A 19,398-nucleotide genomic window follows, 5' to 3' on the forward strand; every position below is an offset into this window, starting at 1 on the left:
AGTTTTGCAATAGGTAAAAAAAAGCAGCAACCTACACAGTTGCTGCTTTCTCTTGTTGATGATCAACTTTTCGAATTTCAATGCGTTTAATTTGATATGCATCTTTTTCAAGAACTTTAAACTCATATCCTTCTGCTTCGACACATTGTCCTTCTTCAATTTCATGGTTCTGCATCATAATCCATCCACCAATTGTATCCACATCTTCTTCTTCGATGTGTAAACCAAATAAATCTTTAACTTCTGTAATCAACACTTTTCCATCCACAATTTTGTGATGATCATTTATGTGTTGAATTGGTGGGTGTTCATCTTCATCGTATTCATCACGAATTTCGCCGACGATTTCCTCCAATATATCTTCAAGCGTTACAATTCCGGCCGTGCCTCCGTATTCATCATATAAAACAGCCATTGGAATTCGCTTTTTCTGCATTTGCAGAAGTAAATCGTGAATTGGAGTTGTTTCCATAACTTCAATAATCGGACGCATATACGTACGAATAGATGATAAATCTTTTGTATCGCCTTTCATATATCGAATAAAGAAGTCTTTTACGTTAACCATACCAATAATATCATCTTTATCTTCTCCAAAGATTGGATAACGCGTGTATCGTTCACTTTGGATGATGTTCATGTGCTCTTCTACTGAATCTTCGAGATAGAAACCGACAATTTCCGTCCGTGGTACCATAATCTCTTTCGCAATGCGGTTATCAAATTCAAAGATATTATTTACATACTTATATTCTGCTTGATTAATTTCTCCACTTTCATAGCTCTCTGAAAGAATTAATCGTAATTCCTCTTCAGAATGGGCTACTTCATGTTCAGAAGCCGGTTTCAAGCCGAACAAACCAGTTATAACACGTGCTGAACTATTTAGCATCCAAATAAAAGGATACATTACTTTATAGAACATCATGAGCGGTCCAGCAAATAATAAAGTTACTCTTTCCGCCTTTTGAATTGCCATTGTTTTTGGTGCTAATTCACCTACCACAACATGTAAATATGTCATAATCATAAAAGCAAGACCAAAAGTTAATACATGAGATATAGAAGGAGTTATATTCCATTTCTCAAATAGCGGACGCAAAAGCTTCTCTATTGTCGGTTCACCTAACCAACCCAATCCCATTGCCGTAACTGTAATTCCTAACTGGCAAGCAGATAAATATTCATCTAAATTTGTTGTTACCTTTTTTGCTGCTAACGCACCGCGTTTTCCTTCCGCAACAAGCTGATCTATACGACTTGAACGTACCTTAACAATCGCAAATTCTGCTGCTACGAAAAATCCAGTAAATGCGATTAAAATCGCAACCATGACTAAATTAAATATTCCCAATGAATCCCCTTAGTAAAAAAACTAAGGTGTTCACCTCCTGTATACTTATAATGTTTTCTGATTCTCTATTTCTTTAGAAAACATAGCGCTATACAGAAATTAAAAGAGTCGGATCCAACTTCAACTATAAAAATAGTATCAATGTTTGTATTAAAGTCGTCGTTTGACCAGATAAAGACTTCGATATTTTTTCACGTTGTGAATCTGTTAACCCATCTAATAGAGGTTTCAACTGTGTTAGTTCTGCTTCTAATTGATGGATATGGTTTGTCACTTCATTCACTTGTTTCGAAACGTGTTCATTGATACCGAGCAGCTTCTTTCTCTCCTCGATCCTCTCTTTAATCTCACAAAGCGGCATATGCATTTCCTTGCATTTCTCAATAAATTGTAATGTCTCAAATGCTGTTTCATCGTAATAGCGATAATTAGATTGAGATCGCTCCGCTTTTAAGATACCTAGATTCGTATAATAATCAATCGTTCGTTTCGATACGTGAGCCAAGTGAGCCAACTGTCCGATTCGATACACCTTCCCAACGATTTTTCCCTCCCCATTTATGTTAAGAACATCATACAATACATAAACTGTACAGTCAAACGTGACAGTTTTCTAGCTCTGAATATGAATGACCAATTCGCACTTGATCTCCCTTCTCTAAACTAATTGACTTTGGATAATTACTAATGTGAGACTGAATCACAACATATTTCATTTTACCTCTCCTATATTCTGAAAATTAAGTTATAATTTTATTATAAAACTTATTTACGATAAACAAATTCAAAATATTGAGAGGAGAAATTCTTATGTACTACAGCAACCTTTTCGAAAATGATCAACCTGTAATCCGTCTATAATCTAAGGCGGGCATGCTTATATTTTTATAAAAAATATGCCTCGTCTTAGGACTTGTAAGAATCCTACAAATAGACGGAGGTATTTCACAATGAAACAAACAATTTTAGGTGCCATATGTTTATCACTTGCAGCAAGTATTTGGGGTGGTATGTACGTTATCAGTAAATATGTACTAGACTTTGTTCCCCCTCTTACACTTGTTTGGCTTCGCTTTATCATCGCTTTTTTCGTTCTATATATTATTTTGAAAATAACTGAACGAAAAAATAAAAAGAAACTCCTCATTCATAAACGAGACTGGTTACTTTTTGCTTGGATCGGTTTCATTGGCTATTTTATTTCAATTACATGCCAATTTGTTGGAACAAAATTATCAGATGCTCACACAGGTTCTTTAGTTACATCAGCCACTCCAGCATTTATGGTTGTATTTGCTGCTTTGATTTTGAAAGAAAAACTAACTGCACGTAGAATACTCTCTACCATTTTAGCTACAATAGGCGTCACAATTGTCATCGGATGGGATATAGAGATGGGTTCTTATTTTATTGGCACAATCATTTTAGTTGGAGCTGCCATTACATGGGCTTTACTATCTATTTATGTAAAAATTGCTTCTAGCCGTTTTTCATCCTTGGTCATTACAACGTATGCAATATTCTTTTCGTTATTTTTCATTACACCGTGCATGATTTGGGAGTTACAATCAAGTCCAATTGAAAACTTAAATCCCACAATCATTTTAGGTATTCTATATTTAGGAATCATCTCCACTGCAGGTGCCTTTTTTCTTTGGAATAAAGGACTTGAGTTAATGGATGCCAGCATTGGTTCATTATTTTTCTTTTTTCAGCCCATCGTTGGTTCATTACTAGGGTGGCTATTATTGAATGAAACATTAAACAGCAACTTCTTTATTGGTGGTGCCCTGATTATATTTAGTGTAGTGATTACTACACTTGAAAAGAAGGGCTAACAATAGCAAAAAACACAGGCTGTATAATACTCCAGCCTGTGTTTTTAATTTCTGTTATACACTGTTAAATATTGATGTTGACAATAATCAGAAGTATATTGGGCCTGTTTTTATATCCACTTCTTTAAATCCTTATTTACAAATGTCAAACATACCAAGCATCCTCAGTAAATCTATTCCATTCTAATGTAAAGTTGTTTGGTTTAAGTTTGATACTGCAAAATTGTTTTGTTTTCCAATCAGTGCCGAACATTTCAAAAATAAAATTATTTCTAATTGAACTTTGGCTAAAAGTCAAAAACTCCATTTCTTCCAATTCAACTATTGGGACTTCCTTATCAATTCCATCATCAAAATGGATAATGGGTTTAATCATTGTTACACCTTTAAAAGTAAGTTTGCATCTATCCGTTGCCTTTGCAACTTTATAAGGATTGAGAGGATGAATTTTGGAAATATAAACAAATTCAAATTCAAAAATAGCCATATCTTTTTCAACCTTTATTTCTTCAACACAGCAATCGTGAAAATCTAAGTAGTCAAAATAATGATTTGTGGTTTTATATTTCCAAGAATTCAAATTCACTCTATTTAACACCCCTCAATTAGAAATTACGATAAATGAATAATCTAGGTTTATCCTAAGTGGTAATTGTTATGAAACATTTACATATTATCTTTTCCTCAAGCAGACCAGTGCGCCGGACGAGAAAGCAACCTTGGTAATTTCGTGTTGACATCCCCTTTCGCTGCGTTAACCTGAACTTGAGTCAGAAAAACACTCTCAGTAAGATCTGCTCCTCGAAGATCAGCGTCTCGTAAATCGGCACCAATAAAGTCAGCCATTCTTAAATCTGCTCCTCGAAGATCAGCTGCAATTAAGTATGCTCCTCGTAAATTTGCTCCCTTAAGATCTGCCTTTCTAAGCTTTGCCCCCATAAGGTTTGCTCCTCGATGATTAATCCTTTTATTTTTTTTCGAACTCTTATACTTGTAACGTGACTCCGTCCATACTAATTCGCTTGTCTTTAATAGAAGTTCATTTACATACGCTCGGTGTGATGGAATGTTTAAATCCATCAGCAATTCTGGACTAAGCTGAGAAAGTCGTTCCGTCTCTGCAATTGCGTCAAAAATTCCCTTATGAATCGTACGTGTCGCTTTTAACGCTAAAGCCTCATTCAAATACCACAGCATCTCATGAAGTTGGTGCATAATTGGGAAAACGTCATACATTTTCTTGGCATGTTTTGAATCTCCCCTCCAGTCAACTCCCTCAAAAGTAACCTGTGAAACTTTTTGTCCCGCACCAAAACACTCAAATACAGTACATCCTTTAAAACCTTTCTGCCTTAGATTTTTATGAATGCTACAACGAAAATTTGATTGCAGATTAGAGCAAGGCTTACCAGCATCCTTATTAACTGCAAAATCTGCCGAAGCTGCGAAAGGTAATGCAACGCAGCACAAACTGAAGCAATTCTCACAGTCAGCTCGTAAACTATTAAAACTCACATCAGTTTTTGCATCCAAAAAATTATTATTCTCTAACAAAACATGTACCCCCTGTTGTTCTACCTCTTATTTCATTTTAAATACATAATCAATTCGTAAATCAAATATCATATTTCATTTCAAACGCTACGCTAACTTCCAAATATAATTTCATATGAAAAGGACATATTCTCCAACCTATATTATCATTAAATTATAAAGATTCATACAATCAGGAGGGAATCATATGACATTAGAAATGAAAACAAACTGCCAAACTTGCAATGCTTCACTTCAAACGGATTCGGAAGCTTATATTTGCACTTACGAATGTACATTTTGTGCACCGTGCACGGAAAAAACAAATCATGTTTGTCCAAACTGTGGTGGTGAATTAGTGCGTAGACCCAAAAGAAAATCATAAAAGCAAAGCTACTCATAGCTTTGCTTTTCATTTGAACACTTATTTAAAAATCTCTTTCAATTCACTTCCAATTAACTCAGATAAATATTCATAACCAACAGCATTAAAATGTAAGCCGTCACGCTCTTCATTTTCTACGAATTTCTTATAATCTAATTCTTCAATCATGTGAGAATGTAGATTAAGAAAATGAACTCCTGTTTGTTCTGCCACTTCTCTTACTACTTCCGCATACTGTAATAATACTTCATTTGTTCTTGCGTACTGCCTTTCCTCATCCACTGGTGCTGGACTTATGAGAAGCACTTTTTCTGGTGAAATTCTTTTCACAATCGCAATTAAATTTTCTTCATATTCTTGTAGTGATACTTGTTTATGAAATGCTGCATCATTCGCACCAAAAAAGACTGTTACAAACGTTGGCTCGTAACATAAGACATCCTCTTCTATTCGTTTTAATGCGTCAAACGTATTGTCACCAGGAACCCCTGCATTTACCACTTTCCATTCAGGAAACAGACTTTGTAAACGCGGTGTTAATCTAGGTTCGCCATTCCAGAATGTTTCACCGTCTGTAATACTATCACCAAAACATACTAATGTTTTCATTTCCGTTTCCCCTCTTATGTATGAAATAATTTCCCTTCTAATGCTGAAATATAGCGCTGAGCCGAACGTTCTACAGCTTCATTTGCATTCTCTTTTACTACCCGGTGAAAAGCGTTGTATAAACGATTAAAAGGAAGTGACTTTACCCTTTTGGCCATTTCTTCAACTTTATTTACTGGTAACGGAATTAAATTGGGATAGCTATACATAAAGCTCACTCACTCTTGATCCGCTACAACTTGAATAATGTCCCCTGTTAATAAAATTCCTTTCCCTTCATTCCCCTGTGACCAGTGTAAAACAGAACCACCTTTAAAATGTCCGCCTAGACGATGCACAGTGAGTTCATCAGATAATTGCAATGATTCTCCTGACCAAAAAACAATATGTTTACTTGGACGCATGACCCACTGTTTATCATCTTCATGAATATAGATTGGTACATCGAATCTTTCCGCCCATTCTACTTGAGTAGAATAATAGTGCGGATGAGATAACGCAATTGCATCTAATCCCCCTAATTCTTTCACCTTCTCAATCGTAGTTTCATCGAAGTATGTAATACAGTCCCATAACAAATTATACGATTCTGTTTTTACCAAATAAGTTGTTTGACCAATCGCAAATTCTGGTTTCGTTGTCATGCTATATAACCCTGTTTCTTCTTCAATGATTTCATTTTGATATGTATGGCTCGCTTGTAAATCATCAAGTGTTGTCCAAGATTGCCCTTGCGGATTCACATACTGCCTCTCTTCATTACAAATCATACAATTCACTGGTTCTTCTGTACTCGCTGCATATTGCACGCCGCACGTTGTACACACAAAATTCTTCATAAAAATTCTCCTATCCCTATTTATTTTTTTATCTATCAATCTTTCATTGTTAATGAATTTGATCCATCCAATAACGCCAAGCTTGTAAATAAGCTTCTAAATCTTCAGGATGATGTCTCATACAAATGTCTAATCTGCAATATAAAACGATTACAACTTCTTCATATAAAACTTTTCTCGCTCTATTATGAAATACACTCTTTTCTACTACCTCGCCTATCGTTTCCTTCGTTAGATCTTCCGGCGTCGAACAAAATGCATAAATGAAATCATATATTGGATCTCCCAAAACTGGCAGAGGGTCAATCACACCATATAGTTTATGCTCATTAAATATAAAATTATGAAATCCACAATCCCCATGTAATAAATATGGTTGATTACTATATCTCGTTCTATTTGGACTGTGTACTAATTTAAGAACAGTATGAAAATCTTCTTCTGTTATATAGGATTTTACAGTTTCATTAGCTTCCATCACCCTCTCTAAAAGAAAGACCTGCCAAGAGTCTACCGGTTCTTCTTTCCATCCCCACTGATCCATTTTCATAGCTGGTTTATATGTATGAATCACTTTCTGTACAAGTGTAAAAAGAATATCTTTTTTATTCTCAACATCATAACTTGTGGAACCAGGGATAAATGAATAGACCATATATCTATTGAGTGAATCTACATACAAAAGCTTAGGAAATACACTTTTGTCTTCATAAAATTTAAGGAAATAAGCCTCTTCTCCAATTACTTTCGGTTCATTCAACTTTACAACGCACGGCTCATTTCCTTCTATAAGGTACAGTCTACTTGTAGTACCGCCGGTTAATCTCTTGCACCCTTTTGGATAATGATCAATGACTTCATTAACAATTAATTGTTCAATAATTTCTGAAATATCCACTTTTCCTATTCCCACTCTGCAAATGTATTTGAAATTCCTATAAATAAGACAACGTTATTATTATTTGACAAATATAAGGAAACTCCTTTAATTTTTATATTATAAAAAAGCAATCCTTATTTCTCCGACACCGATAATGCTGCAACTAATATCTCTGCACAAATTTCATTCCACTTTGGATAATATAATGTAATCTCATTTGGTTTCACAAATACCATACTACTCGATTCGTACTCACCCCTAAAATCATACACTTCTGTAATATCCATCCGGTAAAACGGTTGATATCCTACCTTAGGCTATGGATCATTGGCATTCCAATTCGGGTTTTCACTATGGTCTACAGCAATATATCCAAGTAAAAGGCATCCTCCTTTTACATATCCTTCTTCCTAATACATATTTTATTTTCACACAACAAAAACCTGCTACAAATTGGAGGTTATATAAAATGAACCTTACTTGTATTCTCTTTTAATTTTTATAAATAAGGGAATGCTATAAAAACACCCGTATAATAGGAGGTTTTATATATGAAACACGATTTTTTACAAGCCGTAAATCAAGCTATCGGTAAGGTTGAACATATTCATATTGAAGAAAGTGGCGCGGACAGCCTACTGATTCATCACGATGATGTAAGGCAATTGAAACAAGTTGCTGAAACGTTAGAAAATAACAATTTCCATTCCGTTATGAGGCAAAATGGGAATACATCTTTTATTGAAGTAGTAAACAGATAAAAAAAGTTCGGTCATATACCGAACTTTTTTTATCCTCTCAGCCCCTAAACCTATTTAAAAGTTTTGCAATACAATTCCGTTTCTGCCTTTATAGAGCATCCGTTTTTCAAAAAAACCTTTTGCATTTTTTCATTTGTCATATGGGTACTTCCTATATAATAGGTAGCTCCCATTTGCTTTAACAAACGTAAAGATTGAAGATGAATATGAGCACTAAGTCCTTTTCCACGTTCCTCTGGCAATAATCCGAAATAAAATAATCGTCCTTCCTCCTTCGTACCAGGTTCAATATGAGGAATAGATATTCCAATCGGTTGCTCCTTATCATAAAAGGCAATACATGATTTTTCCCACCCCTGGCCTAATTCTGCTTGTATAGCGTAAAAATGTTCATTGATATTAAGAATGGATGATTTATTATCTGACCCTAGCGTACATCGCTCCCAAAGTGATTTAAATTCTTCTCCAGACAATGTCCCTTCATCTATAGAGCGAAAATTATACTGTTTCTCTGGAACTACGATACACGAAAGTTTGCGAAACACTTCTATTTTTGCTGCATAAAGCTGAAAACCAAATTCACGTAATATTTTTGCACTCGGAGTATAACTGTTAAAACTTTTATCTAGTAAAATACTCGCTCTTTTTACCTTCCAACTTGAGCAAACCTCTACAAATCTTTTTATCTTCTCTTTATAATTTTGAAGATCATACAGCGCATCTTCTTCAATTTCTTCAATTGTTACTGCATTTGGTAACCCATTTAATACTTTTTTGGAGGAACCAAATATGTTTTGAACCGTTGTAAGATTACACATTGTGTTCACCTTTCTATGCAAAAGTTAAAACTACCAATCATAGAGTACAAACATCCGAAATTATACTATTCGGGTTACCCCCATTAAATCCCTTTCAGTTCTAGAATAAAATGTTTTCAGTTTAATGAAAATTTAACCGTAAACATACAGATAAAAAATGGCGCTCCCAGCATTTACATTTCCGTTTCATTCCGCCTACTTCTATAGCGAATTAATTAAGTGTAGCGTGAGACATACATCTATATAACGCTTCGGTAAATACAGATAACCCTTGTTTTTATGCCTATTCATAAAAAGCACGACACCCTTTCTCATTAACATAAGAGAACAGTAATGCACTTTTAATCTCAAGAATTTGAAATGTCCCCAAAACGAAAAATTTATTATTTTACAGTTATTTATGAGAATTCGACTCATTTTTTTCGTTTTTGGCGCAACCCATTTCTAAAGTTCATGGGCATATGACGAGAACCCAAAATGTATTCATTCATATTCACAGATGATATCTTTTTAGTTTACTTCTTATGCTGAAGCAGCAAGAAATTGTTGTACTTTGCGCATTAATTTGATATTTTATGGAAAGATATACTAGTAAGTATACGATTTGAACATTCTATTTTTTAGAGTGTAACAGGAGGAGAATGAATATGTCTGAAATTGAAGTAGGCGAAATTTTCACCCTTAGCGATGAGAGTAATGAGGAGCAGGAAGTTGAAGTGCTCGGAACGATGAATGTCGAAGGAGCAGAATACATTGCTGTTGGCTTTGTAGAAGACATTGAAACGGAAACAGAGGAAGACATTGATATCTTCTTTTTAAAAGTAGAAGAAGATAGTGAATTCTCATACATTGAGAGTGATGAGGAATTTGAAAAAGTATCTGCTGCGTTTGAGAAAATGATGGAAGAGCATGAATAATATTAGTTGGACACAAGAGGGGGATGCATATCACCCCTCTGTTTTTGCATATAAGGGTGCCGCCCATCTCCATCAAGCTAAGATGTTGAATTACCCCCAAAACGAAATTTTTCTCACCAAATTTATTTGCGTTAATTAAGTACAACTTTTTTGTTTTTGTAGCATTTAATTTCATTAGGTTGAATACCCATTTTTTTGAGAATTTCCTGATTCATTTTAAGATGGAGGCGGAAATCCATAGCATTTCTCGAAACACTTTGCTAGATCACACTACTTGCATTCTTGCAATCTATATAACCATTATGTGCATTATGCATCAAAGGCTGTATTTTAACAGATTTACTAATCTCTTCACGGTGCTTTCTAATTTTACAAATCAATCCTAGAAAAAACGATCCAAATAACGAACTGCATCTTATTGAATAGAAAGTTCATTATTTGGTCTCTTTTGATGTACCCGTATAGGAAAAAGCAATTTCATATTGATAGTAAAGATAACTACAGAATAATTATGATGTTATGTAGCATATATATAGTCTAGTTGCCTGAACTATTAATCATAAAAAAAATCATATCAGTAACACTCTAATACTTTTCTTTTACCATTCAGGTGTTACTCGTATAAGGCAATATATTTCTGTTTAATTCCTGTTTAAAAGGAGATGGTTGAATGAAGTTAAATCATTTGAATCTATGTGTTGATGATTTATCAGAAGCTAGGCATTTCTTTGAAACATTTTTTGATTTCCAATTTTTAGAGCAAAAAGGAAAAGCTCTTGTAGTCATGAGTGATGAAAATGGATTTATTCTCGTGTTAAGTGATCCAAAAGCATTCAAGGGAAACAAGGCTGTTACATATCCTGAAGCTTTTCACATTGGTTTTTTGGTGGAAACTTCAAGTGAAGTTGATCAAGCATATAATCGTTTAGTTGCTGGAGGCATCGAAATAGATAAGGAACCTTATACAATGAGAGGTAGTAGTTACGGGTTTTACTTTACAGTATTTAATGGTTTATTAATTGAAGTTTCTTGCCTTGACTATAAAGATGGTAAGAAAGTTTCAAAAGCCAATGACACATTCCTTACATAACAACTTTCAACCGAACAAGTCATATCTCATATAAATTAGTTACGAAAAAGGTCTCTTTTTTCTATTCAGGGGCCTTTTATATTGAGTAGCGATCAAGAATATAAAATACCTTACGTACATAAAAATGAGGCTTCTACATAAGTTTTAAGCAAACTTTTTTATAAAATGAAATGTTCATCCATACAAAAAGAATCCATTTGTTCAAACCTTATTCCAAACCAATCCATTACATAAGTAAGCGTCAAATATTTTCCACCAGCCATTTGTATATAACCCATGAGATAATCTCTTTACATACTACATGTGGAGGTTTTTTATGGAAAAACACCTATTAGAAAAAGAATGGGAAGTTTAGTTTAGAAAACCTTGCAACAGAACCAAGTTAATAAGCGATTTTGACCCAAAGGCGGCAAAACATATTCCTCCGATAGCTTTGCGGTCTATTCATACATTACCAATTTAAGCCCATTATGATATAATTTTTGTAAAGAGAGGTGAATTTTTTGGAAAGGAAAAATCTGAAGGTATTCACTAAAATCTCGTTCTTTACAGCACTGACTACGATTATTGTTATACCAACCTCCTTATTCATTTCATCTATAACTTCGGACGAGAGTGTGGAATCTATCCTAAGTGTCTTTATATCACTTGCGTTTTTTACTTCCTTATTTGGCATTCCCTTGAGCATCGTTTCAATGTTCAGTAAAGAAAATTTAGCTAAAAGAAGTTTTGCTTTAATTGTAAATTCACTGCCAATCACTCTTTTTGTTTATGCTCTAATTATGGAATTTATAGATGAATTCCTTCGAATTGCACCTTAAATGAGTTCAAATAAAAAGGAAATATAAATAATTTTGAGTAATTAGCTATTAGGAAAAATGATATAGAAAGTCTTTACGTGGAGTGGCGAGAATGATTGACTTGTTTCTCAAAAACGGTTCATCAATCGCAGAGACTTGCCCATTAGCTTTCAGTTGTATTAACTAAATAAATATCGAAATATTCTCACGCCCAGTTTTTAGTGATGGTACCATCCGTTGTGACGTAACTATTAAACAATTTGAACTGGATTAAAAAATCGCACAAAAATTATTGCGGCGTTTACATGTATGAATCAACTTGAAAAGGAGTTTGTTTCATGAATATTACATCTCTTTCGACTTACTGTTTTATTATTACGTTTACTTACATAAAAAATATCCCGATACCTATAAAAGGACCGGAATATTTTTAAATCATATATAAAGATTACGTTTATTCATAATATAGTTAATATACTTAGCTGCACTGCTCTCGATATCTTCATCCTTTAGTTGATATTCCGCTCCATACAACGTAAATGTTGGTATAAATTTCATCCCCGTATATAGACAAGTCGCCTGGAATGGTTTTGTTAGTTCGTTCATTGTAAACCCATCTTTATACTGCGTCTCTAATCCCCCTATAGAAATCGCCAAACCAAACTCTTTATTACGTACTTTATCCCCTGTAGAACCATATGCAAAGCCGTACGTCAGCACATCATCAAACCACTTCTTTAATAATGGTGGTGAACTATACCAATAGAACGGAAATTGAAATATGTAACGATCGTGTTCTAATAATAACCTCTGTTCATAATCAACATCGAATTCCCAATTAGGAGCTGTTTTATATAATTCATGCACTGTTATCTCATTAGAATACTTTTCCAATTCTTCTTTCCATCTTTTATTAATCCGTGACTCTTCAATATTAGGATGTGCTACAATTACAAGTGTTTTCATCGATTATTTTCCCCCTTATAAAAAAATGAAATCCTTAAGTATTAGTATGTGTTAGTTACATATAATTGAAAAGTACGTACTTTCAGGTGCTATAGGAACCTCAAAGTACCTATGGAGGTGTAATATATAGATGAATCAGAATCATAACTTTCCTATCGCTACCACCCTTGAAGTCATCGGAGGAAAATGGAAGAGTAGTATTTTATGCATTCTCATGAGCGGAAAGAAACGGACACACGAACTGAAACGTGCAATCCCAGATATTACACAAAAAGTTCTGACGCAACAATTGCGACAACTTGAAGCTGATGGAATCATCCATCGTACTGTATATAAAGAAGTTCCACCAAGAGTTGAATATACAATAAGTGAATATGGAAAATCTTTAATTCAAATTATGAATGAAATGTGTGAATGGGGAAAAGATCATCAAGTCAAAAAATCAACAAAACAAAAGAACCCTTAAATGGGTTCTTTATATATCACTCTTGAAATTTCTTTTCAGTCATCTCTATTAATTCCTTTGTAAATTTATCATCCCAGGAAGAATCAATAAGTACCAACCCTTTAGAGATATTTAATATTAAGCCATTTGAAGGGACTGCGTCCCCATTAAAGTAACCAAGTTCTGTATGAACCCATACTTTTGAGTTTATCTGAGAGATTGAAATAGTCCTCTCCTGATTTTTAATTACGCTTTGTTCTTCTTTTACTACCGCATGCACTGGCTTTACAAAACTAGCAAACTGTCATCCCCCTAATAAGGCTATGCACACCCCTACTTTTAACGCTTGTTCTTTTCTCATAATCATTACTTCCCCTCGTTTTTTCTGCACATTTTTATTTACTAGGAAGCTTTGATAGACGCTCCTTATAATTTTTAGATAATAAAATATTTAGCACACCTATCATATTATTTGTTTCTTGTCGTGCTTTTTCATATGCTTCTGAAAAGGCCACTTTATTTTCCTTTGGTTTTTCAATGTTTGCCAATTCACGCCAACTTTTCTTCATCATTTCATATTTTGCATATAACCCGGAATCTGTTTCAGATTGTGCTACTGGGGCCATATAATCAGATTCTCCACCTTTCCGAAGATATGCAAGTGCCCCTGTAATCTCATCATTTGAAAAATCACCTTGTCTTGCGGGTGCTTCTAATACACGAAGTGACCGAACAGATACGTATACAGCCTTTACAAGTGCTCTTTCTAAATTCGATATTTCATCCCATGGTTTATACTGAAAAGAAGGATCCTGTCCTCTAGTCATAAATGTAAACCCTTCTTTAATCAAATCAGTTGGCGCATTTTCCAGCGGCTCCCCTGTATGAACATTTACAATTAAATCCCCATAATTAGATATATCAGTTCTTCGACCATCTTCACTCGTAACACGGCGAATCGGATGATCTGTGTAAAGTATGTATCCACGTTTATCAATATGTTGCTTTAATTCCTCTACTGTTGTTGCAATTCCAATTTGTCCCTCTTCTTTCTTTTGTACTTCTTCTTTTTTCTCTGCAGAATTTTTTCCTTCTTGATTCAATGCCGTATTTTCTTTTTTCTCCTCTGCTGGCTTTACTGCTTCTTTTTCAGCACAAGCAGACAATGTTAATAATGCAACCATTGTTATTAGATTTAGTAACCGTCTAAATTTCATGTCATTTCCCCTCCATATTCATTATACATACAAAAATTAACAAAAACTAACATAATCTTCTTATCATTCATACTTTTCTAATTGTACAATTACATACTCTATTCCCTCTTGAAATGCGCTATTTGTCCAATAGAACATCTACGATTATTTTAATATCTGCGATGTAGCATAAAAAAAGAACTTGGTGTATCCCAAGTTCTTTCTCCTCTTTATTCATTAAAGATAACTTTTTAAACTTCTCTACAGTCTCAAAATAATAATCTGATTCCTTTTCCCTTTGCTTATTAATTCCCGGAATTTGATGGGACCAACCAGCTGCAAATGTAACGTTACAGCTTTTTGCTATTTCTAGTGCAGATTTTAAGTCCTCTAATACGATAACTTCATCTTCACATAAATTCTTACCTATTGCTTTCCTTTCACTATTATTTCATGTTAGTGTCATATCATCCAACTTTATATCTTTACCACTCTCTATCTCGATTGATTTTCATCTTTTCCTGAAATGCTTCCTCTAAATCAATTTCTAATTTATTCGCTAAATCGCACACATTCCAAATTACATCAAACATCTCTAAGCCTATTTCTCTATTCGTATTCTTATCCTCATTTCGCTTTACGATTGCTTCTGCTAGTTCCCCTAATTCCTCCATTAAGTACATTGTACGCATTTCAATCGTTGTATTCTGAAATCCTTTTTCTTCACTGAAGTTTGCTACATACTGCTGAAATTCAGAAAGCTTCATTTTATATCCCTCTTCCCTTTTTATGAATTTCTTCTACCAATCTTCTATCTTCTTTATATTTGCAGCGATTTGGCTGCCCTTCTGCACGATGTATTCTTAAGCTATTTAGCTCATATACAACTGAATATAACGTCCCAAAATTATATTTTTTTAGATTTAAACAGACATGTTCTTTACTATTCGATAAGATACCCTGTACACTTTCTCGATTTAACTGCGCATTTTTTCTTAACTGTTCCTCCATATAGATATATCTATTTGGGGATTTACTCCAATCATTATTAACATTTTGTTGTAAACCTATCATTTCTTTACTTACAAAATGATTTGTACAAATGATAAAATTTTCATCCTCTCTTGGTCTCCGTACAAACATGTTATGTGGCGCTTTTTCTACTACTGCCATATTTCCTGACCCGTCTGCTAATAAGTAATTATTACAAATTGAAGACGGGAATTCACTTATAATATGTATCGCCTCTTCTACCGTACTTGCATTTTCTAATATTTTGCGAACTGCCACATAAAAATTTAATCCCACTTCTTTATATTCACTTTGTACAAGCGTAATCGCCACTGCTAATCCTTGTTCATTCATCCCATCTACTTTCCCTAAAAACACATCAGAATGTCCAACATACGAATATTTCTCGTTAGGACAAACGAGTGAACTCTCCGTATATTTTTTCATATCTAAAATCAAATCATAGTTTCTTCCCATAATCACTTCTGAACCGTTATAACATGCAAATATACTACATTGCGCTTCTGGTTCGAATACGCCTATACTCAATATAAAAGAACTGACCTCTTCATACGTTACATGACAACCTTCAGCAAACCCTTTCATTTCTTCTATAAGTTCTGGGTAAAAGTCTTTTAATAAACCATGACTTTGTCTCCCAAATATTAATTTTTCTTCTGAAACTTTTGGGAATCGAAAACCATTTTTATATAAAATGCTTCCATAATGTTTTCCCATCTCATAATGTGTTCCCCGTAGCCTTGGGTGATACATATAACCCTCTCCTTTTCTCTTCCTAAGGATAAGGTATATCCTCCTGTAACAGGAGGGTCAATTAAGAATAGACCGGAACACACACTTTCGTTATAAAATGTAACGGATTATGTTTGGATGCCGGCCGAATGTTTTTATAATCGATTTGTTCAGTAAACACTCCCTGTTCATACACTTCAAAAGGTGAATCCCTTACTACATATCCCTTTTCCTCAATGAAATCCATTATTTTTTCATATGCAATTTCTAATTCCGAATACGGTCCTTTTACAATCGCGCAAATATGTTTTCCCCCCTCTAAACAACGAACATTTGAAAGTGCACGATCGTACTCTTTTATAGGTACACAAACTTCTAAATCTATCGGTGCATCCCCTTTATCAAATTGATGAAAAACTGTCATCATTTTCCCATCTGCTTCTAGCCCATATGCGTATAACCTTTCAAACAATTTTTTTACAGTAAAATCGATTTCTCGCATACATACTTTTTCACGAACGCCATAAATCCATTGTCTTTCCCGTATTTCTTCAAAGCATTCTGTTACATTTGAAACAGTTACAAACGGCTCATTTCTTTTCAAATCATTAATAGATTGATGAATCCCCTCCAAAGTTTGCTGTATTTTTATCATTTTCCGCTCTAACTGTAGAGCCTTTTCTTGCAAATGATTCACTAATCCGGTGTCATCATAACTTTCTATGACTTCCTGTATTTCTTGTAATGAAAAACCGAAACTCTTTAGCTTTTTTATATATTGTAACGTTTTTATTTGCCCATAATCATAATACCGATATCCTGTTACAGAATCAGTATGCAAAGGTTTTACAAGATGAATTGCATCATAGTGATGTAACGTTTTTATAGATACACCACATATTGTTGAAAACTGTCCAACTGTATACATGTACGATCCCAGCCTTTATTTTCAAATTATTCCCTATCAAACTATATTTTACTATATAACGTATTTATTTTTTCACTCAACTTATTTTAATCTATATGTGTACCCTATTGAACTAGTGGTCAGAATAGTTGAACACCGCCCTTAATATAATATTCAAACTATAATAAACCATAACAGTATTTAAACTTTAGGGGGAGATTTATATGTCTTTAAAAGCAGGAGATATCATTACGTTTGAACGAACTTTTTCAGTAAGGGACGTTGAATTATTCACAGAGGTTTCAGGTGATGAAGGGATTCACCATATAACACCAGATGAACAGGGAAGACTTGTAATTCAAGGATTACTAACGGCAACTCTACCAACGAAAATAGGTGGAGATAATAACGTACTGGCTCGTACTATGAATTTTGAGTTTTTAAGACCTGTATTTACAGGGGATACGATAATTTGTGAAGTTAAAATTGAAAAGTACGAAAGGCAAGAAAATAATAGAACAGCTATTATTACATCCTTTTCATGTGAAAATCAAAATGAAAAAGTAGTATTAAAAGGCAAATTTTCAGGTGTAATACTTTAAATACTAATTGTTCCGTCACTCCACCATTCAATGAATTGCTTTAAAGAAGGAACAACCTAAGTACGACTATCATCTTCGTGATTCCAGACATAACTTATAATCATTAAGTAAAGAACCCCCCTGATTTCAATTAAAAAGCAGGGGGTTTTGGTATTTTAATAGCCTTAGTGAAATGAATAAACTATTTTTGCTTATTCAAGAAAAACAATGATTAATTGAAAAAGAAATACGGATTAACGAATTTTAGCCTTGCGGAAACCATCAAATGCACTGATTACTGCAGATATTGTAAAGATGAAAATACCACCGCCAACTATCCATGTTTTAAATTGATTAGTAGTAATAGTAAATACATCCGCCATATACGTAATGAAATCTTTGTTTAATAAATTAGGATTTAATAATATTACAATGAATACAACGGTTCCAATTAGCTGAAGGACCGCATTGCATATTGCCATTCTTTGCGTCCATTGTCCCTTTATTAATTTATAAAGGGACAATGCTATTTCTAAACCTATCATTATAACAACGATTGGCCAATATCGAAGCAAAACATCTTGACTGAAAGTTGGCGCTACAAATTCAAGTCCGTTTCTACCTCCTTCATATACACCTACAAGATGATTCGCATAAAAATAAAGAGTTGACCAAATTGCAGTCCACAATAAACTTCCAAATACCTCGCCCTTTGAAATCGTTTTTTTCTTAGGGACATTAGGGATATTTTTCAAATCATCAGGAGTCCATTTTTTAAGGCTTGCTGTTAATGGCTGCTCATCTCTTCCATTATCTGTTCTTTCTAAAATAGCAAACACAACTGTTAACCAAAAGAATACTTGGATCCCAACTTCAATGATGGTCCATGCTCCTTTGCCCATAAGACTCAAAGCAATATTTATAACCGCTTGTTCTCCACTATATCCAATAAAATATACGGCAATCATCGAAATTAACGAAACGACAGCGGCAATCGGTAAAATCATTTTTAATAGCGCCACATATACATCAAAATAACGTGGACCAATTAAGTGCATTGGCCGATCTCGATAACCACTAGCCAATGTGACTGGACTCCCTAATTTTTCAAGAACCGCCTTTACATCTTCTTCACTGTAATCATCAGGAAGCATATCCTCTATGGTTGATCGTAACTCAAGTGTAATATCTTCACGATTTTTTTCAGGTAGCCTTCTTGTAACTTCCTGAATATAAATCTCAATTAGATTCATCATCTTCTTCCCCTTCTAATAAGTTATAGAGCTTTTTTGAATTCTCCATCCATTCCCTTCTTAACTGTAAAAAGATATCTAGCCCATATTCACTTAGAACATAATATTTACGAGGTCTACTTTCAGATGTATCCCAACTACTCGTCACCAAATTCTGTTTCTCTAATCGGCGAAGCAATGGATATAAAGTACTTTGATCAATCGTAATACCCGATTCCTCCAATAACTGAACAAGTGAATATCCATACTGTGGTGTTCGTAATTGACTTAAAACGGCTAATGTCAATGTTCCTCTCCTAAGCTCTGTCGTTAACGAATTCAATAAATTACTCATTCACCCACCTCATTTTTATTACTATATGTCATACAGTATTTAATTTATGCTATGCAACATACACCATTGTTGTGAGAGAAATATTTTAAATTTAGAAATAAAAAGAAACCAGAAATTAGATATGTCTA

22 protein-coding genes and 4 pseudogenes are annotated in these 19,398 nt (G+C 34.0%); 8 read left to right on the top strand and 18 right to left on the bottom strand.

Features of this window, described 5'->3' with window-relative positions; all coding sequences use genetic code 11:
- Positions 1-31 precede the first annotated feature (31 nt).
- Both BLV40_RS12855 and BLV40_RS12860 read right to left on the bottom strand, forming a co-directional pair.
- Positions 32-1,354 carry a hemolysin family protein gene (locus tag BLV40_RS12855; RefSeq protein ID WP_090690633.1) on the bottom strand — a complete coding sequence of 441 codons (1,323 nt, stop codon included), beginning with the start codon at positions 1,352-1,354 and terminating at the stop codon, positions 32-34.
- A 124-nt stretch (positions 1,355-1,478) separates the two neighbouring features.
- Positions 1,479-1,886 (bottom strand): MerR family transcriptional regulator, encoded by a 408-nt coding sequence (locus BLV40_RS12860; RefSeq protein WP_026593214.1) that lies wholly within the window; start codon positions 1,884-1,886, stop codon positions 1,479-1,481.
- Positions 1,887-2,304: 418 nt separating this feature from the next.
- Here BLV40_RS12860 and BLV40_RS12870 point away from each other — a divergent pair, with 418 nt between their 5' ends.
- Positions 2,305-3,192, top strand: a complete 888-nt coding sequence (locus BLV40_RS12870; RefSeq protein WP_090690636.1) for a DMT family transporter — start codon at positions 2,305-2,307, stop codon at positions 3,190-3,192.
- Positions 3,193-3,337: 145 nt separating this feature from the next.
- Here BLV40_RS12870 and BLV40_RS12875 read toward each other — a convergent pair whose 3' ends face one another.
- Positions 3,338-3,778 carry a hypothetical protein gene (locus BLV40_RS12875; RefSeq protein ID WP_090690639.1) on the bottom strand — a complete coding sequence of 147 codons (441 nt, stop codon included), beginning with the start codon at positions 3,776-3,778 and terminating at the stop codon, positions 3,338-3,340.
- A 98-nt stretch (positions 3,779-3,876) separates the two neighbouring features.
- Positions 3,877-4,746 (bottom strand): pentapeptide repeat-containing protein, encoded by an 870-nt coding sequence (locus tag BLV40_RS12880; RefSeq protein WP_090690642.1) that lies wholly within the window; start codon positions 4,744-4,746, stop codon positions 3,877-3,879.
- Between the two features lie 187 nt (positions 4,747-4,933).
- Between BLV40_RS12880 and BLV40_RS12885 the strand changes: the two genes are divergently transcribed.
- Positions 4,934-5,110, top strand: a complete 177-nt coding sequence (locus tag BLV40_RS12885) for a DUF1272 domain-containing protein (protein ID WP_026593218.1) — start codon at positions 4,934-4,936, stop codon at positions 5,108-5,110.
- Between the two features lie 39 nt (positions 5,111-5,149).
- Here the strand turns inward: BLV40_RS12885 and BLV40_RS12890 are convergent, their stop codons facing one another.
- From BLV40_RS12890 to BLV40_RS12905, 4 genes and pseudogenes are all read right to left on the bottom strand, one after another.
- Entirely contained in the window at positions 5,150-5,719 is a 570-nt protein-coding gene (locus tag BLV40_RS12890; protein WP_090690644.1) for an SGNH/GDSL hydrolase family protein, read from the bottom strand.
- A 14-nt stretch (positions 5,720-5,733) separates the two neighbouring features.
- A pseudogene (locus tag BLV40_RS12895) lies at positions 5,734-6,558 on the bottom strand (MBL fold metallo-hydrolase).
- A 49-nt stretch (positions 6,559-6,607) separates the two neighbouring features.
- Positions 6,608-7,456: an aminoglycoside phosphotransferase family protein gene (locus BLV40_RS12900; RefSeq protein WP_090690647.1), complete on the bottom strand. Its 849-nt coding sequence runs from the start codon at positions 7,454-7,456 to the stop codon at positions 6,608-6,610.
- Positions 7,457-7,572: 116 nt separating this feature from the next.
- Positions 7,573-7,848, bottom strand: a pseudogene (locus BLV40_RS12905) (NUDIX hydrolase); the annotation flags it as partial.
- A 141-nt stretch (positions 7,849-7,989) separates the two neighbouring features.
- On the opposite strand from BLV40_RS12905, the gene BLV40_RS12910 reads away from it, so the two are divergent.
- A complete protein-coding gene (locus BLV40_RS12910; protein WP_026593222.1) occupies positions 7,990-8,199 on the top strand; it encodes a hypothetical protein in 210 nt (69 codons plus the stop codon).
- Positions 8,200-8,249: 50 nt separating this feature from the next.
- Here BLV40_RS12910 and BLV40_RS12915 read toward each other — a convergent pair whose 3' ends face one another.
- The gene (locus BLV40_RS12915) at positions 8,250-9,017 is read right to left on the bottom strand and encodes a GNAT family N-acetyltransferase (RefSeq protein WP_090690649.1); all 768 of its coding nucleotides are present in this window, start codon (positions 9,015-9,017) and stop codon (positions 8,250-8,252) included.
- 647 nt (positions 9,018-9,664) lie between these two features.
- Between BLV40_RS12915 and BLV40_RS12920 the strand changes: the two genes are divergently transcribed.
- Together BLV40_RS12920 and BLV40_RS12925 are read left to right on the top strand one after the other, a co-directional pair.
- Positions 9,665-9,934, top strand: a complete 270-nt coding sequence (locus BLV40_RS12920; protein WP_026593224.1) for a DUF1292 domain-containing protein — start codon at positions 9,665-9,667, stop codon at positions 9,932-9,934.
- Between the two features lie 670 nt (positions 9,935-10,604).
- A complete protein-coding gene (locus BLV40_RS12925; protein WP_026593226.1) occupies positions 10,605-11,024 on the top strand; it encodes a VOC family protein in 420 nt (139 codons plus the stop codon).
- 451 nt (positions 11,025-11,475) lie between these two features.
- On the opposite strand, the gene BLV40_RS28910 is transcribed toward BLV40_RS12925, so the two are convergent.
- Positions 11,476-11,784 carry a sodium:proton antiporter gene (locus BLV40_RS28910; RefSeq protein WP_211482121.1) on the bottom strand — a complete coding sequence of 103 codons (309 nt, stop codon included), beginning with the start codon at positions 11,782-11,784 and terminating at the stop codon, positions 11,476-11,478.
- Between the two features lie 242 nt (positions 11,785-12,026).
- Between BLV40_RS28910 and BLV40_RS29335 the strand changes: the two are divergent.
- A pseudogene (locus BLV40_RS29335) lies at positions 12,027-12,166 on the top strand (enoyl-CoA hydratase); the annotation flags it as partial.
- 93 nt (positions 12,167-12,259) lie between these two features.
- Here the strand turns inward: BLV40_RS29335 and BLV40_RS12935 are convergent.
- Entirely contained in the window at positions 12,260-12,790 is a 531-nt protein-coding gene (locus tag BLV40_RS12935) for an NAD(P)H-dependent oxidoreductase (RefSeq protein WP_026593228.1), read from the bottom strand.
- A 130-nt stretch (positions 12,791-12,920) separates the two neighbouring features.
- Here BLV40_RS12935 and BLV40_RS12940 point away from each other — a divergent pair, with 130 nt between their 5' ends.
- Positions 12,921-13,256: a winged helix-turn-helix transcriptional regulator gene (locus BLV40_RS12940; RefSeq protein ID WP_026593229.1), complete on the top strand. Its 336-nt coding sequence runs from the start codon at positions 12,921-12,923 to the stop codon at positions 13,254-13,256.
- 19 nt (positions 13,257-13,275) lie between these two features.
- Here BLV40_RS12940 and BLV40_RS12945 read toward each other — a convergent pair.
- The 5 genes and pseudogenes from BLV40_RS12945 to BLV40_RS12970 all read right to left on the bottom strand — a co-directional run.
- Positions 13,276-13,596, bottom strand: a pseudogene (locus BLV40_RS12945) (subclass B1 metallo-beta-lactamase); the annotation flags it as partial.
- A 34-nt stretch (positions 13,597-13,630) separates the two neighbouring features.
- The gene (locus BLV40_RS12950) at positions 13,631-14,452 is read right to left on the bottom strand and encodes a hypothetical protein (RefSeq protein WP_090690658.1); all 822 of its coding nucleotides are present in this window, start codon (positions 14,450-14,452) and stop codon (positions 13,631-13,633) included.
- A gap of 464 nt (positions 14,453-14,916) precedes the next feature.
- A complete protein-coding gene (locus BLV40_RS12960; protein ID WP_090690660.1) occupies positions 14,917-15,198 on the bottom strand; it encodes a MazG nucleotide pyrophosphohydrolase domain-containing protein in 282 nt (93 codons plus the stop codon).
- Between the two features lies 1 nt (position 15,199).
- Complete coding sequence (locus tag BLV40_RS12965; protein ID WP_090690663.1) at positions 15,200-16,216, bottom strand: C45 family autoproteolytic acyltransferase/hydrolase; 1,017 nt, start codon at positions 16,214-16,216, stop codon at positions 15,200-15,202.
- A 61-nt stretch (positions 16,217-16,277) separates the two neighbouring features.
- The gene (locus tag BLV40_RS12970) at positions 16,278-17,123 is read right to left on the bottom strand and encodes a MerR family transcriptional regulator (protein WP_090690667.1); all 846 of its coding nucleotides are present in this window, start codon (positions 17,121-17,123) and stop codon (positions 16,278-16,280) included.
- A gap of 203 nt (positions 17,124-17,326) precedes the next feature.
- Between BLV40_RS12970 and BLV40_RS12975 the strand changes: the two genes are divergently transcribed.
- Positions 17,327-17,704, top strand: a complete 378-nt coding sequence (locus BLV40_RS12975; protein ID WP_090690669.1) for an FAS1-like dehydratase domain-containing protein — start codon at positions 17,327-17,329, stop codon at positions 17,702-17,704.
- 233 nt (positions 17,705-17,937) lie between these two features.
- Here BLV40_RS12975 and BLV40_RS12980 read toward each other — a convergent pair whose 3' ends face one another.
- Both BLV40_RS12980 and BLV40_RS12985 read right to left on the bottom strand, forming a co-directional pair.
- A complete protein-coding gene (locus BLV40_RS12980) occupies positions 17,938-18,936 on the bottom strand; it encodes an HAAS signaling domain-containing protein (RefSeq protein ID WP_090690672.1) in 999 nt (332 codons plus the stop codon).
- Complete coding sequence (locus BLV40_RS12985; RefSeq protein ID WP_026593237.1) at positions 18,923-19,270, bottom strand: PadR family transcriptional regulator; 348 nt, start codon at positions 19,268-19,270, stop codon at positions 18,923-18,925. The genes BLV40_RS12980 and BLV40_RS12985 overlap by 14 nt, the downstream gene beginning before the upstream one ends.
- Positions 19,271-19,398: the final 128 nt, after the last annotated feature.

The sequence above is a fragment of the Bacillus sp. 166amftsu genome (assembly GCF_900107445.1).
In the GTDB taxonomy this organism is placed as follows: Bacteria; Bacillota; Bacilli; order Bacillales; family Bacillaceae_G; genus Bacillus_A; species Bacillus_A arachidis.

Bases quoted from the DNA above. Each gene is read 5' to 3' on its own strand.
- BLV40_RS12950 (WP_090690658.1), bottom strand. From the start codon at position 14,452: ATGAAATTTAGACGGTTACTAAATCTAATAACAATGGTTGCATTATTA.
- BLV40_RS12940 (WP_026593229.1), top strand. From the start codon at position 12,921: ATGAATCAGAATCATAACTTTCCTATCGCTACCACCCTTGAAGTCATC.
- BLV40_RS12975 (WP_090690669.1), top strand. From the start codon at position 17,327: ATGTCTTTAAAAGCAGGAGATATCATTACGTTTGAACGAACTTTTTCA.
- BLV40_RS12890 (WP_090690644.1), bottom strand. From the start codon at position 5,719: ATGAAAACATTAGTATGTTTTGGTGATAGTATTACAGACGGTGAAACA.
- BLV40_RS12980 (WP_090690672.1), bottom strand. From the start codon at position 18,936: ATGAATCTAATTGAGATTTATATTCAGGAAGTTACAAGAAGGCTACCT.
- BLV40_RS12925 (WP_026593226.1), top strand. From the start codon at position 10,605: ATGAAGTTAAATCATTTGAATCTATGTGTTGATGATTTATCAGAAGCT.
- BLV40_RS12935 (WP_026593228.1), bottom strand. From the start codon at position 12,790: ATGAAAACACTTGTAATTGTAGCACATCCTAATATTGAAGAGTCACGG.
- BLV40_RS12915 (WP_090690649.1), bottom strand. From the start codon at position 9,017: ATGTGTAATCTTACAACGGTTCAAAACATATTTGGTTCCTCCAAAAAA.
- BLV40_RS12910 (WP_026593222.1), top strand. From the start codon at position 7,990: ATGAAACACGATTTTTTACAAGCCGTAAATCAAGCTATCGGTAAGGTT.
- BLV40_RS12985 (WP_026593237.1), bottom strand. From the start codon at position 19,270: ATGAGTAATTTATTGAATTCGTTAACGACAGAGCTTAGGAGAGGAACA.
- BLV40_RS12885 (WP_026593218.1), top strand. From the start codon at position 4,934: ATGACATTAGAAATGAAAACAAACTGCCAAACTTGCAATGCTTCACTT.
- BLV40_RS12920 (WP_026593224.1), top strand. From the start codon at position 9,665: ATGTCTGAAATTGAAGTAGGCGAAATTTTCACCCTTAGCGATGAGAGT.
- BLV40_RS12965 (WP_090690663.1), bottom strand. From the start codon at position 16,216: ATGTATCACCCAAGGCTACGGGGAACACATTATGAGATGGGAAAACAT.
- BLV40_RS12960 (WP_090690660.1), bottom strand. From the start codon at position 15,198: ATGAAGCTTTCTGAATTTCAGCAGTATGTAGCAAACTTCAGTGAAGAA.
- BLV40_RS12970 (WP_090690667.1), bottom strand. From the start codon at position 17,123: ATGTATACAGTTGGACAGTTTTCAACAATATGTGGTGTATCTATAAAA.
- BLV40_RS12870 (WP_090690636.1), top strand. From the start codon at position 2,305: ATGAAACAAACAATTTTAGGTGCCATATGTTTATCACTTGCAGCAAGT.